This is a genomic window from Geomicrobium sediminis, from assembly GCF_016908595.1.
Classification (GTDB): Bacteria; Bacillota; Bacilli; order Bacillales; family Marinococcaceae; genus Geomicrobium_A; species Geomicrobium_A sediminis.
Genome location: NZ_JAFBEC010000008.1, coordinates 170908 through 184040, shown reverse-complemented (window position 1 = coordinate 184040; position 13133 = coordinate 170908). Strand labels below are relative to the sequence as shown.

Sequence of the window (13133 nt, the reverse complement as noted above, 5' to 3'; positions counted from 1 at the left end):
ATACATACATGTTCTTACTAAGAGAGGATGGAAAGTGTGAAAATCGGTATTATTGGAGCTATGGAAGAAGAAGTTCGTACAATCGCCGCGAATTTAGAGAATCGTAAGGAACAAGAAATTGCTGGTTGTTATTTTTATGAGGGTAATTTATACGGCAAAGAAGTTATTCTTATGCAATCAGGAATCGGAAAGGTAAACGCTGCCATCGGTACGACACTGATGATTGAGTTGTATAAGCCTGATGTTGTCGTGAACAGTGGGGTTGCTGGTGGTTTGGATCGCACGATGAGTGTTGGTGATTTAGTGATTTCGACAGAAGTTCGTTACAATGACGTTGATGCAACTGTCTTTGGTTACGAGTTCGGCCAAGTGCCAGCCATGCCAGCTGCTTATAAGGCAGATGAGAAGACGCACGAAGCGGTTCTTGCTGCTGCAAAGAAAAACCGAATTGACGTGAAATCCGGCCTCGTCTTATCTGGAGATTCGTTTATGAATGATGAAGAGCGAATTGCGATGATCAAAGAAGCGTTTCCTGATGCATTATGTACGGAGATGGAAGCAGGGGCGATTGCACAAGTGGCGCATCGTTTCGGGTGTCCGTTCCTCATTATCCGCGCTTTAAGTGACATCGCAGGGGACGAGGCAATTCACTCGTATGAATCGTTCTTAGATACGACTGCCAAAATTTCTGCAGACCTTGTACAAACGATCATTCAAGATTTGCAATAATTACCTGCTAAAACGCGACTCTTTGCATGCTAGAATGATAGTGACATGCAAGGAGGGCTAACCGATGAAACAGACAGATCGTAAAACAGTTCGAATTAAAGACTATCAACGCTTTGCGATGATTTTTCTGATGCTTGCATTGTTTTTATCGGTTGGGTTTTTGTTGCCTGAACCGTCAGAGCAAATGCGAACGTTGCCAGGTATAACCTTATGGATGACTGCACTCATAGGAGCAATACTTTGTATGGTCGTGAGTCATCGTTTTCAAAGCCAATTAGATAAAGAAAATCAGCAATAAAGATAGATTCTCATACATTAAGACCTAATCCATTTACGTGGGTTAGGTCTTACGTTATTTTCAAGAAGTGTTGAAGAATTCGAGCGGTTAATCCCCAAATATGTCGACCTTCATATTCATAAAAAAGTTCCGGGATAGATGATTTACGAAATTGATAGTCTCGTCCACCGGCGATTTTTTCGTAAGGGAAGTCGTCCGGTGGATCTGGTGTAATTGGAATGATGATTTGATCTGGATGTTGATTTCGAAGGCTTGCAATTGGAACGGTGAACAATTCTGCCACCTCTTCGTTAGGGGCTAATGTGACATCATCAATCATAAAGACGTGGGGATAGACGACAATTCCGTATGCGGTTAACCATCGGTCTAATTCGCCGATATGTGCGGCTTTCGCTCTTGGGATACCTGTTTCTTCACTTAGCTCACGCACGGCCGCTTCACGTGACGTTAAATCTGACAGCTCCATCTTTCCTCCAGGAAAACAGATGTCTCCAGGTTGTTGGCGCATTTTTTGGCTACGAACTTGGAAGAGAAGATTAGGCTCACCATTCACGTGCATAATCGGCAAGGCAACCGCAAACTTACGTGCGGTGTCTTCTCCAATAACACCGGGTAGGCGCTTTCGAAGTGCATTGTAATTGATCAATTCGTCCACTAATGTCAGCCCTTTCATCGGAATAGTTCTGCAAGAAAGTCGTGCAAATAAAGACGGTGCGTCATGCAACATGCATGCGCACCGTACTTCTATGTTATGCGTTTTTTACGTATTTTTCAAACCACATGATGATTTCTTCAAGTCTTTTTTTACGTAACGTAGGAGGACCACTACGACTTAATTCGTGATTGGCGTTAGGGAAGCGAACAAATTCCGTTTCCTTGCCGAGATGTTTAAGGGTAATAAACCATTGCTCGGCTTGTTCAATAGGACAGCGGTAATCAAGTTCTCCGTGTAAGATCAGAAGCGGTGTTTCCACGTCTTTAGCATACTTTAACGGTGAATGATTCCACAGTTTTTCTGGATCTTCATGTAAGTGAGCACCAATTTCCCACTCTGTAAAGTAAAATCCGATATCACTCACACCGTAGAAGCTAAGCCAGTTAGAGATTGAGCGCTGAGTAACAGCTGCTTTAAAGCGGTTCGTCTTCGTGACAATCCAGTTCGTCATAAAGCCACCATAGCTTCCTCCTGTAACGCCGAGGCGGTCGACATCAATCCACTCAACGGATTCAATCGTTTGATCGACAGCAGACATAATGTCTCGGTAGTCATCGCCACCGTAATCTCCTCGTACAAGATCAACAAAGGTTTGACCATAGCCATAACTTCCTCGAGGGTTCGTATACAATACACCGTATCCTTTTCCTGCAAGCGCTTGTAACTCATGAAAAAAGGCATATCCGTACATCGCATGCGGGCCACCGTGGATTTCTGTAATGAGTGGGTATTTTTCACCTTCTTTGAAATCGTATGGCTTTAAAAGCCAGCCTTCAATGGTTGTTCCATCATGGGCAGTAAAGGAGAGTGTCGTTGGTTCTATAAGCTGTACATCTTCTAGTAATGACTGATTAATCCCAGTTAATCGCTGCGGTGTTTCTTCACTGAGAAGGTAATAATCACCTGGTTCTGTTGGGAAACTAATACCTGCAATGACTTCGTCTTGTACGTGATTGTAATGAAAATCAAAGACGTGTGCATCTTCTAAAAATATGGGTTGCAATGATTGATTTAAGTCGATCGTATAGAGCCCAGTTCGACCGTTGCTACTCGCTGTAATGTACAGTGTGTCGTTTGTTTTCCATAGAAAGCCTGGACTACTGCTGCCGCTATTAAAATCAGAAATCATACTATCTGGAAACTGCATGTCATAGTCTTTTGTCAGATTTACGGTATTGCCGTCTTTAACGACATATAATTCGTTTTGAGTCGCACCTGCATGCGTTTTTGTATTGCCAACGTAAGCAAACGATTGCCCGTCTTGTGACCAAGCAGGGAGGCCGTATGTCCCTTTTCCATCTGTCACTTGTTCGCTCTTATGGGTTTCTAAATCAAGCTGATAGACGTCACTGACGAGCTCATGATCGCTATAACGATTGGCTGTGTAGCTAATGACGTTGCCGTTTGGGTGCCAGCTACTTGCATTGCGATCGAAATCCTCTTTCGTTAGTTGCGTAGTTTCTCTCGTATCAACGGTGTATAAAAACAATTGCAGAACCGTATCATCATGAAATCCTTTTGCATCGGATTTGTATTTTAGTCTTGTTACGCGAAGAGGTTCTTTCGCCTTCTTTTCCTGTGCTTCTTTTTTCTCTTCTCGTGTGCGTTCGCCTTCGTTATAGACAATTGTGCCTGCAGCGACAGGTGCACTAAATAAAAGCTGTTGACCGTCTGGAGACCAAATTGGTGCACCAGCACCGTGACGTAAAAAGGTTAATTGTTGAGGCTCTCCACCTGTTGTCGGCATCATCCATAGCTGGGACGTACCACTACGGTTTGATAGGAAGACGACAGATTTTCCATCTGGTGAATAGCGGGGGCTATGATCTTTTACATCACCAAATGTCCACGCATGGCTAATCGTTTGTTCTTGCAATTGTCCAACGTATAAATGACTATTGTAAGACTCTTGTTCGTTAACAGAGGTTTGTACATATATGTATTGATTGCCATCTGGATGAATTTGAACGTCAGAAATACGTTTTAATTCTGACAAATCATGAATCGTAAGTGCTCGCTTTTCCATTTATCATGTCCCCTTCAAAAATAAAGTCAATTCACACTAGTTCTCATTTTAAAAGAAGAGATGCCTCATGACAACGGTTATTTAGAAAGTCGAAATAAAATTTTCGTTCAATTATACGAAAAACTCTTCACATCGATTTGTTCGTGCTCGAATATCCTCCAGTCGTGATTGCATAAGTTTATACACGGTAGGTCGAGGAGGCAGAGGATGAATTCATATTGTAATGAAGTTTTATTACACGATATTTCATTAGAACATCAGATGCGTTCACAGGTGGATATAGAGACGCTAGTTGAAAGCATTCAGCTAACAGGGATTGTAACACCATTAATCGTTGAAAAAGCAGGTGAACATGATTATATCCTCGTAGATGGTCATCGCCGTTACGAAGCATTGCAGCTGCTCGGAATAACGAGCGTCCAATGCTTAATCTATCCAATTACAAGTGCAGGAAATCGATTGTTACGTCAGTTATTGCTTGGTCTTAACTCTAAGTCGTTAACGAAGAACACGATGATTCAGCTGATTGTTAGTTGGTTAGATGCGGCTCAAGAAGAGAAGGATGCCCAGTTAAAGACGTTGTATTTAACGAACAAAGTAAAAGGTAAACCGTCCGATCAATGGATCCGCAAGTTGAACGTACATCAAGATTTGAAGAATTTCCTGATCCATAATTACCGAGAAAACAAAATTGAAGTTGAAACATTGCAAGTCGTTGCGACGGTGAGTGCGTTACCGGGATTCCGTGAACTCGATGATCGCGTGAAATTGAAAGTCGTCGAAATTCTTGTGAATGAATTCTAACGCATACAACTTCGTAAGGACTTAATGATATTGTAAAGAGGATATGTAAATAAATGACAGAATACCCATTAAAAGAGATGGTGCAAGTTGGAGGGGCGGTCTATTTTAGGAGTGATCGCAATGTTTACCACCGTTCAATTTTGGGTCGTGATATGGATCGGCTTGGATCTAAAATTTAGAAAGCTAAACATCGTGACAGAATCAACGGACGTTAAGGACGTGGAGACGCTATTTTATCAGAAATTAGAGCAAGAAATGTACAGAGAAATCATGGAGATTGTTGAAGTAACGAGACGTAAGGAAATTCAAATTGAAGAAGAATAAGTAAAATGGTGACATGTCGTAAGGAAACTGACCACCTCTAGGAAGAAAACGTGCATACGCTAAGAAGAACGCATGTACCAGGAGGTGAAAACATGTCCTATAACCATTGCAAAAGAATTGAAATTAATAATAACTTAATCAACGGTCCGGGGTTAACGCCACAACCGTGGCCAACACCAACACCAGAACCGCCTGTACCGTCTATTTGTGGGAAGGTGTATGTGGCGAATCAGTTAGGTAACTCAGTCAGTGTTATGGATACAGTTACGGGTCAAGTGATTACTACAATCGACTTGAATGGGAGTCCTCTATATATTAGTTATGATTCCAATACAAACCGAATTTTCGTCTCTTTAGTATATATCAATGAACTCGTCATTATTGATCCTGACACAGATACAATTACGGATCAAATTCAGGTCAATGTAACAACACTTAGTGAGGTGCTATTTAATTCGAGTTTAAATCTTTATTATGTTGTGTCTCAAGGAAGTAATGAAATTGTCATTTATGATGGAACGACGTTTGAGGAAGTTGGGCGAGTTAATGTACCAGTTCCTGTCTATTTAGCGATTGATAACAACACGGGTCTAATTTATGCGCCAGCTACTCGTTCGAACTATGTGTCTGTGATAAATGGAAGTACAGAAATTGCTCAAATCATTGTCGGGGCAGCTGGGATTAACCCAGTAGAAATTGCTTTAAATTCAACGACGAGACGCGCCTATGTATCGTTACGAGGAAATAACAGTGTTGCCGTCATAGACACAGTTACGAATACACTTATTACAACGATCACCGTACAAGGAAGCCCGTTTGGAATTGATATTAATCCGGTTACGAATAAAGTGTATGTGACTTTAACGAATGGTGAGTTTGTCGAAATTGATGGGCTTACAAACACGGTCACGAATCGAATTCAAGTGAGTAATTATTCTAGAGCGGTCGTTGTGGATGACGAACGAAACATTGCCTATGTTGCCAACTCCAATGAAAACACTGTTTCCACAATTGATCTAACAACATTTTCCGTTATTCAAACGACCGAAGTGGGCAGTTCACCTAGGAGACTAGCGCTTTATCATTACGAATGCTAGTAAAAACAGAGAGAAACAGAGAGGCCCCGATCAATCAGGTGAACGGGGCTTTTTGAGAAGAAGAGCTTTTATGTGTGCGTGTAATGCAATCGCTTGGCTGAATATCATATACATCTCTGTACATGAGTGTTTAAGTTCACACAATTTTACGTTTATCGAGGTATTTATGAAGTCGTAAAAACATCTTCCCCAAATGTGTCACCACCCAAGCTGTGTGTCGCATAGGATGAGTTGAGGTGACTTGGGGAGGGATTACTATGTCTGGAATTCTTGCAGGCGCTGCATTGCTTATTAAGCAATTGATGATGTTCGTATCGTACGTGAAAAATCACGCGTTCCCGCAGCCGCTTTCTAAAGAAGAAGAGAAAGAATGTCTTGAGAAGATGAAAGAAGGGGATGAAGAAGCCCGTAACAAGTTAATTGAACATAATTTACGACTCGTAGCGCACATTGTTAAGAAATTCGAAAGCACAAAAGAAGACACAGAAGACTTAATCTCCATTGGAACGATCGGACTGATAAAAGGAATTGAAAGCTATTCCCCGAACAAAGGGACGAAGCTTGCGACATACGCAGCACGTTGTATTGAGAATGAGATCCCTATAACAGTAGTGATGCGTAATAAATTGACAAAAGGACAAGCCTATAAGCTATGTCCTTTTGTTTTCTAATTATTGGGTTAAGATCGCTACTATAACTGTAGCACATGTAGCCAGCGCTAATGCTCCAATTGTTATAGTAGTAGCCCAGTTATGTCGATTGCTACTTTTCGTTAAGTCACTTATTTCCTGTTGAGAAGCTTTAATATCAGTTTTTATTTCATCTAAAGCAGACATAAAACGTTCTTCACGGTCGGCTGCTTCCTTTTTATAGGAATCTATATCTCTGATAAGTCGTTCTTCTAATTTATTTTCTCTGCGTTCGCTTCTTTGTTCACTCTCACTTATGGTGGTCTTAATATCTTGCATAAACAGATCATATTTATTGTTGTCTGACATGGTAGCTGCCACCTCGCTTTCAGAGTTTGGTGCATTATAATGTCTAGAAGATCTAAATGTAGAACTTTTTAATATTTTATCAATATCTTCTAGTGCCTCTTCTGTTGTTAGAGTTGGTGTAACTTCTATTGTACCACTTGGAACTACTTCAAGATGCCTTCTTTCAACTCTTCCGTTCGGCTTTGACTTCATGGACGCTTACTCCGATCAAAAACTGGAACAACAATAGATATTTCATCATATTCTTCATTGTGATCTTTGTCTTTGGGAGATGAAGCAATTTTAATAGATATAGTATAGTTCCCTTCAATAGAAAACTTATGATTATTAACATCTAGAGTTACCATTGTAGCAAAGACATCTAATTTTTCGTTTGTATCTGCTCCAATTTTCATGTCATCCATGTGCGATGTCATTACTTGGACATTCTTTGGATCTTTCATTATTACAGAAACATTATATAGTAATTCTGAAGTTAAGTTTGTTAAGGAGAAATTAATTTTGAAAGAAAAGTTATTTGGTAATATATCTAGGTCAATAACACTTATTGGATTAGTAATTATAAAATCTCTACCCGAATCAAAAGTGTTCATTGAAAGTACAATTGCATTAATACTTGGTTTAGTAATCATTTTAACACACCTTTATATGTATAGTGAGAAAAGCGTACTTATTCCTCAAACATCTGGATTGTTGCCAACGATCCATCGGGCAATTTGCTGATGCCATGTACGGGATGACCAAAGGCAAGTTCTAATCGATACATGGCAAATTCCTCGGTTACTAAAAAGTGATCTGCAATTTCTGTAACTAAAACAGCATCGGTTAATTGACAAGCCGTAACATAAACCTCACCTAAAAGCTTGGATGGCATAAGTAGGTAAGCAGCCATCTTTTTAGCTTGGAATTCAATTTTATTAATATCGATTTCAGGTACTTCTAGTTGATGTTGAGTATGAGAGTATATATGGGCAAACTCTTCAGCCAAAACAATCTTTTTTTCTATAGGATCCATACCACTCTTTATATAGATGATCCCACGTCTTCCCCTTGTAATTTGCGAGTAGGATAGAGAAGGATCACCAAATGGCATTGGTTTAATCTTAATACCGAATTTATAGCATATGGCTCCCATGTCAATTTCATCAGGAAAAGTGTATTTAAAAAGTTTTAGCACTTGATTTGCTCGATCTTCCCAATTATCTATAGTCTTTGATATTTTCTGTCTAAGTAGCAATTAATCACCCCATGAAAAGGAGTTACTTTGAAATTACAGATATTTTTTTGGGAAACTCATCGTATAATTGATCGTCTAGAGTTCTACCGTACCTATGTTTTTGTACGCCTCCCCATTGCTTAAAAAAGAAAGCAACATTGTGGTTAATGCATTGGTCCCTAATGTCCAATGCCCAGGATTTTTTCATAGGTCTTGCACCTGGACCAGATTCCCCTCCAACGATTACCCAATGTATTTCAGTTAAATTTAAATTATTTAACGGTCCAATTAATGGTTCGCACGATAAAAATCTTATGTTTGCAGGAACGTGACTTAAATCATCTATTCTATGCGTGACTTGTTCATCTTCAACACTAACACCCATCCATACATTTTCTGGCCACGGTAAATAAGGAGCAAGTTCTTTTAACCTTTTAGATCTCTTAGTAAGAATTTGAAAAGTGTGTTGATTTGCTTCAACCATTGTATTAAAACATTTTTCAATAAATTCAAATGGAATAGATTCATGGAAAAGATCAGACATAGAATTCACAAATATTCTTCGTGGTTTTTTCCATTTAAGTGGTTTGTCTATTAGGTCATAATGCAAAGTGACATTAAATCCATTTAAGTAACGTTTATTACCCATTGCATGTAAACGTTTTGCCATGGTAGCTGCATAACAATGTTTACAACCTTGAGAAACTTTATTACATCCTGTGACAGGATTCCAAGTTGCTTCAGTCCATTCAATATTTGAGTTGCTGGACATTTTAATCACCTCTGATGCAACTATAACATAAGAGTATAAATGCGAACATATATTCTAATAAAAGTGTATCAAAACTTTACTAAACCCTCTAGTCCTTTTAGTTCCATCTATTTTCTTGACTTCTCTTATCATTCCCTTTTCTTCCATGTCCTTCAAAGTCTTTTTTAAAAAAGCAGCTGGATATGATGTTTCTTCTACAATATAGTGTTCAACCATATCTTCAGTAATATTTGATCTGAATCTAAAGTTTTCAAAAATTAGTCTTCCGAGTTTTTCACGATGTTCTTTAAGGTCAATTTCTTCAATAAATTCAAAGTGCATTTGCTCAGTTGAATGTGCTGGTTTAAATAAGTATTGACCAGTATTATCTAACTTCCACATTTGATCTTTCATAAGTTTTAGTCCTTGATAATGGCTTGAAGCAAAGAACAAAAACATTTTTGTTATGTTTCTTTCTTTTTTGAATTCGAAGTTAAGAATAAAATCAGCATATTGATTTAGTTGTCTAGAGTAAAAATCAATAATTACTGACTTCCGAAGGTCACTTTTTTTATCAGTAATCATATCGTGTAATTCAGTCATATTCTCTACTCCAAAATGTTTGTGCAAATGATTTTGTATTTTTAAATTTTCAACAGTTAGAAATCGATTAATTTCTTCGTACATAAAGTTTACTAATACTTCTGACCTGTGATCTTTCAATAATCGGCCAATTGTGTCAATAGGTGTTTGGCTGAAACCAAAAGGGTCAATGAAACAAAAAGTGGGTATCAATTGTTGATCGTCTATATTATCCAAAATGTCAGTGAGGAAGTTGTCAAATGTATTGTTGCTTAAACAAACTTTTACACTTTCGTAGTTTGGTACACTGAAAAACTCTTTTTCATTAGTTATATTCAAGGCGTAATATTTGTTCAATGAATCATTCAAAGAATTTTTAACTTCTAACTCATATTCATTTAAGTAAATTAATATTCCAGGGTCTTCCCAGCCTTTAGATCTCGCCTGATCGCAAAATCCAATAGCTTTGTCAATAATTCTTAAAGGGGAACCCTTGACTTCTAAACCTTCTTCCTTATAAACACCTGCTCCAGCAAATCCATCTATAAGAAGACAGCGATCATCTCTCCCATTTTTCTTAGCACCTAATACTATCTTCCTCATCCAAGGGTCGATATATTTTTCTAGGATTACTAATTTAGCTTCACTGTGGCTTTTTAAACTTCGGAAAAAATCTGTTGACATTTAGCTCACCTCATTAAAATAAATTATTAATTTTTTCTTCAGTACCTTCCTTATTAAATATTAGATATAAAAACTTCCCATGCTATAAAAATTACTAGTAATAAGCGTTTGGTTTAAAGCTTAATTATTCAATTTCCACCTCATAATGTTCAGCATGAGTAGCAGCAAAAAAGATTGCATTGGTGTGCCCGCCCGATACATTTTCGAAACTGTATGCACCTAGTGGTGTGCCAGTTAAAGTAATATCATCATTCTCAAACACACCTTCAGCTTCTTTATACAAGATTGCAGTTATACTATTGAAATTCTCATCAAGGATATGAATATAAGTTAATATTGCACTCGGCATTTCCTCTTCTTCAATTTCAATCACAGTACCGTTTATTTGATAGTGATTTCCATAATGATTGGATAAACTCTTAGTTAGCTCTCTGGTATCAACTTCATCAGCATCAGAGAAAATCTCTTCTGCACTAGCATCTTCACTAAACAAAACTTCATTTTCATTAATAAAATCTATTGATTTATCGTGCATCTCAATTTGATTGTCAGAAGCGTAGGAGGCATGATCTTCAAACATAATAGCGTAAGGAAGCGAATCATTTTCTTCCTCAATTTCGGCTTTAGACGAGGTGTCTTCAGATTCAATAACATTCTCAGTAGATAAATCATCATTAGAAAGTTCTTCAACTGCAGTAACATCTTCAGATGAATTTTCGACCTCAGTCTCGGCGGCATCTAAACCTTCTTCGAAAGATCCAGCTAACTCAGATGAATCAGTAAATGCTACTAGACCAATTAGTCCAACAAAAAACATTAAGAATCCACCAGCAAAAAAGTATCTTCCCCTAAATACATTTGATAATCGATCTGCTTTTTTGGATTTTCTAACAATAAATAAGATAATGCCTGTTAAACCTACAAGTGGTGCTAATAATAAAAGTAAACCCGATAATACTGCCATTGTACCCCTCCAAAATAGATATGTTTATGTCAAAGGATCTAGGAAATAGCACCCTACTTTACCTTGTACAGCATAAAATTGAGAAAATTAACCATCCAAAGGTAAAAAAAATAATAGGAATAAATGTTCGGAATATCTGTTCGGTTTAAGTTTAAAAAGAAAAGCCTTTCGGCTAATCTCTTTCCGGTAGAGGGTCCATACCATCATCGTCTGGATCTAACTCAGCTTCATAATCCTCGCGAACTTTCTTTGTATACTCCCACATTCTAATAAGTTCTTTAACTTTTTTCTCTGTGTTCGTTTGTAGGTCGTTAAACATGATGGGGTGCTTCTTAATTTCTTCAAATACTAGGTATTCTTCTGAACTTAAATTTACTTCTTTCCCAGCCACTGTTACTTCATAAGTATCATCCATATCTTCATAACCGAGAAGATAGTCGGTTGATACATTATAGAACGTTGCCAATTTTTTTATTGTAGGTATATCCGGCTCTACACGATCATTCTCATAGTGAGCATATCGACCACGAGATAAGCCAAGTTTTATTGATACTTCATTTTGTGTTCTTTTACCACGTAATTTCTTTAATCTTTGACCTATGGTTGTGTTAGTCATATAGATCAGCACCTCTATTCACCTCCAATTATAAACAACGAGCGATAAAATTTGTATCTTTGATAAAATTTTTATCAAAAAAGTGTTGACGATAAATTTTGTATCGTTTATATTTAACTTAAGATAAATTTTGTATCAAGAATTGAGGTGTGAAAATGGAAAGAACTCAATTAATTAAACTTAGATTAGAACTTGGAAAAACTCAAAAGGAATTAGCTGACAATCTTGGCATTTCTGCTGTTTACGTTAGGAAGATCGAGAAAGGTGATGTAGATCCAGGTAGAAATACCATTTTGAAATATGTTCATTTCTTTGCAAAAGACATGACTAACTTATTCCCTGATCTTTTTTTTAACATCGATGATAAAAAATGTATCAAAAAGACCGACTCAGCTTAAATGAGAGATTAGTTAGTGAAAGGTGGTGAAGTCCTTGAAAGTAAAACTCATCGAAGGTGAACAACTCAAAAACGGAACGTTGATGCCTCGAGTGTACAGCACTACTAAGAAAATCTTACGTAAAAAAATTGAGTCCGGTGAGTATCAAAGTGAACGAGAAGCGAGTTCTAAAGAATCAATCTAAGTAAAGTTTACCAACCAAAATTGAATAAACGGAGGCGAACGTATTAATGAAAAATGCGAACAATCACTCATTATATAGAGCTTCACGGATAAAAGACATCCTGCGGATTGCACGAGAAAGAGCAAGTCAACCCGAACGCCGTACCAAACAATGGCTTTCACGAGAACTTGGCTTATCCTATAGAGCGTTAACAGCGATTGAAAACGGTGATACTCCACCGAGCTTAGAAACAGCGATTGCATGGTGCGATGCCGTAAACGATTCTTTAGCAAAACAGAAGATCTTATACATTCATGGACTTACACCGTTACCACCTACGGATCCACGCTTACTTGCTGATATGTCTACACAACTTATCAATTTCGTGAATGAAATCAAGGAAGCGGAAGAAGCTGCACGGCAACTACAAATGATTTCAGTAGCGAAGCGTCCAGGCAAGGAATTTAGTCAACTTGAATTAGAAGAAGTCGAAAGCCTACTAAAGCAGATATTGGATGTTAGACAGGCGAGTTATTGTATCGCTGATGTCGCGGAGAATGTTTGGGGTGTAGCAAAAGAGCATGTGCGTAATCGTTGGATTGCTCAATCAATTGCATCAGGAGTTGTCGTAAAGTCCATCGAGCAATACGAGGCTTACAAGTCAGAAAAAGTCTACACAGAACATGTAGAAAAGCTTGTTGCTACAAACGGGTCGCTCTCATGAAAAAGCTTGAAAGTGGAGTGCTAGTCACTTTAGCAATCATCGCA

The 13133-nt window shown here is 38.1% G+C and carries 17 protein-coding genes and 1 pseudogene; 9 read left to right on the top strand and 9 right to left on the bottom strand.

Annotated features, from left to right (window positions below):
- The first annotated feature begins 27 nt into the window (after positions 1 to 27).
- Together mtnN and JOD17_RS14505 are read left to right on the top strand one after the other, a co-directional pair.
- Positions 28 to 729 (top strand): 5'-methylthioadenosine/S-adenosylhomocysteine nucleosidase, encoded by a 702-nt coding sequence (gene mtnN / locus JOD17_RS14510; protein WP_239575557.1) that lies wholly within the window; start codon positions 28 to 30, stop codon positions 727 to 729.
- Between the two features lie 64 nt (positions 730 to 793).
- Positions 794 to 1027, top strand: coding sequence for a YrhC family protein (locus JOD17_RS14505; RefSeq protein WP_042413410.1), 234 nt, complete (start codon positions 794 to 796; stop codon positions 1025 to 1027).
- Between the two features lie 49 nt (positions 1028 to 1076).
- Here the strand turns inward: JOD17_RS14505 and JOD17_RS14500 are convergent, their stop codons facing one another.
- Together JOD17_RS14500 and JOD17_RS14495 are read right to left on the bottom strand one after the other, a co-directional pair.
- Entirely contained in the window at positions 1077 to 1700 is a 624-nt protein-coding gene (locus JOD17_RS14500) for an NUDIX hydrolase (RefSeq protein WP_204698620.1), read from the bottom strand.
- A 76-nt stretch (positions 1701 to 1776) separates the two neighbouring features.
- Positions 1777 to 3768: a S9 family peptidase gene (locus JOD17_RS14495; RefSeq protein WP_204698618.1), complete on the bottom strand. Its 1992-nt coding sequence runs from the start codon at positions 3766 to 3768 to the stop codon at positions 1777 to 1779.
- Positions 3769 to 3975: 207 nt separating this feature from the next.
- Between JOD17_RS14495 and JOD17_RS14490 the strand changes: the two genes are divergently transcribed.
- The 4 genes and pseudogenes from JOD17_RS14490 to JOD17_RS14475 all read left to right on the top strand — a co-directional run.
- The gene (locus JOD17_RS14490) at positions 3976 to 4572 is read left to right on the top strand and encodes a ParB/RepB/Spo0J family partition protein (protein ID WP_204698616.1); all 597 of its coding nucleotides are present in this window, start codon (positions 3976 to 3978) and stop codon (positions 4570 to 4572) included.
- A gap of 120 nt (positions 4573 to 4692) precedes the next feature.
- Complete coding sequence (locus JOD17_RS14485; RefSeq protein WP_204698614.1) at positions 4693 to 4896, top strand: hypothetical protein; 204 nt, start codon at positions 4693 to 4695, stop codon at positions 4894 to 4896.
- A gap of 92 nt (positions 4897 to 4988) precedes the next feature.
- Positions 4989 to 5993, top strand: a complete 1005-nt coding sequence (locus JOD17_RS14480; RefSeq protein ID WP_204698613.1) for a YncE family protein — start codon at positions 4989 to 4991, stop codon at positions 5991 to 5993.
- Positions 5994 to 6250: 257 nt separating this feature from the next.
- Positions 6251 to 6628: pseudogene (locus JOD17_RS14475) on the top strand (sigma-70 family RNA polymerase sigma factor); the annotation flags it as partial.
- A gap of 36 nt (positions 6629 to 6664) precedes the next feature.
- Here JOD17_RS14475 and JOD17_RS14470 read toward each other — a convergent pair.
- The 7 genes from JOD17_RS14470 to JOD17_RS14440 all read right to left on the bottom strand — a co-directional run bounded on the left by JOD17_RS14470 (position 6665) and on the right by JOD17_RS14440 (position 11804).
- Positions 6665 to 7183, bottom strand: coding sequence for a hypothetical protein (locus JOD17_RS14470; protein ID WP_204698611.1), 519 nt, complete (start codon positions 7181 to 7183; stop codon positions 6665 to 6667).
- Entirely contained in the window at positions 7180 to 7623 is a 444-nt protein-coding gene (locus JOD17_RS14465; RefSeq protein ID WP_204698610.1) for a hypothetical protein, read from the bottom strand. Before JOD17_RS14465 ends, JOD17_RS14470 begins: the two co-directional genes overlap by 4 nt.
- A 38-nt stretch (positions 7624 to 7661) precedes the next feature.
- Complete coding sequence (locus JOD17_RS14460) at positions 7662 to 8228, bottom strand: ImmA/IrrE family metallo-endopeptidase (protein ID WP_204698609.1); 567 nt, start codon at positions 8226 to 8228, stop codon at positions 7662 to 7664.
- A 22-nt stretch (positions 8229 to 8250) separates the two neighbouring features.
- Entirely contained in the window at positions 8251 to 8979 is a 729-nt protein-coding gene (locus JOD17_RS14455; protein ID WP_204698608.1) for a DUF5131 family protein, read from the bottom strand.
- Positions 8980 to 9033: 54 nt separating this feature from the next.
- Entirely contained in the window at positions 9034 to 10224 is a 1191-nt protein-coding gene (tcmP, locus tag JOD17_RS14450) for a three-Cys-motif partner protein TcmP (protein WP_204698606.1), read from the bottom strand.
- A 124-nt stretch (positions 10225 to 10348) separates the two neighbouring features.
- Entirely contained in the window at positions 10349 to 11188 is an 840-nt protein-coding gene (locus JOD17_RS14445; protein WP_204698605.1) for a hypothetical protein, read from the bottom strand.
- A gap of 172 nt (positions 11189 to 11360) precedes the next feature.
- Positions 11361 to 11804 carry a helix-turn-helix domain-containing protein gene (locus JOD17_RS14440; RefSeq protein ID WP_204698604.1) on the bottom strand — a complete coding sequence of 148 codons (444 nt, stop codon included), beginning with the start codon at positions 11802 to 11804 and terminating at the stop codon, positions 11361 to 11363.
- 155 nt (positions 11805 to 11959) lie between these two features.
- On the opposite strand from JOD17_RS14440, the gene JOD17_RS14435 reads away from it, so the two are divergent.
- The 3 genes from JOD17_RS14435 to JOD17_RS14425 are packed head-to-tail and all read left to right on the top strand — an operon-like array spanning position 11960 to position 13089.
- Positions 11960 to 12202, top strand: coding sequence for a helix-turn-helix transcriptional regulator (locus JOD17_RS14435; protein WP_204698603.1), 243 nt, complete (start codon positions 11960 to 11962; stop codon positions 12200 to 12202).
- Positions 12203 to 12236: 34 nt separating this feature from the next.
- The gene (locus tag JOD17_RS14430; protein WP_204698602.1) at positions 12237 to 12386 is read left to right on the top strand and encodes a hypothetical protein; all 150 of its coding nucleotides are present in this window, start codon (positions 12237 to 12239) and stop codon (positions 12384 to 12386) included.
- Between the two features lie 46 nt (positions 12387 to 12432).
- Positions 12433 to 13089, top strand: a complete 657-nt coding sequence (locus JOD17_RS14425) for a helix-turn-helix transcriptional regulator (RefSeq protein ID WP_204698601.1) — start codon at positions 12433 to 12435, stop codon at positions 13087 to 13089.
- Positions 13090 to 13133: the final 44 nt, after the last annotated feature.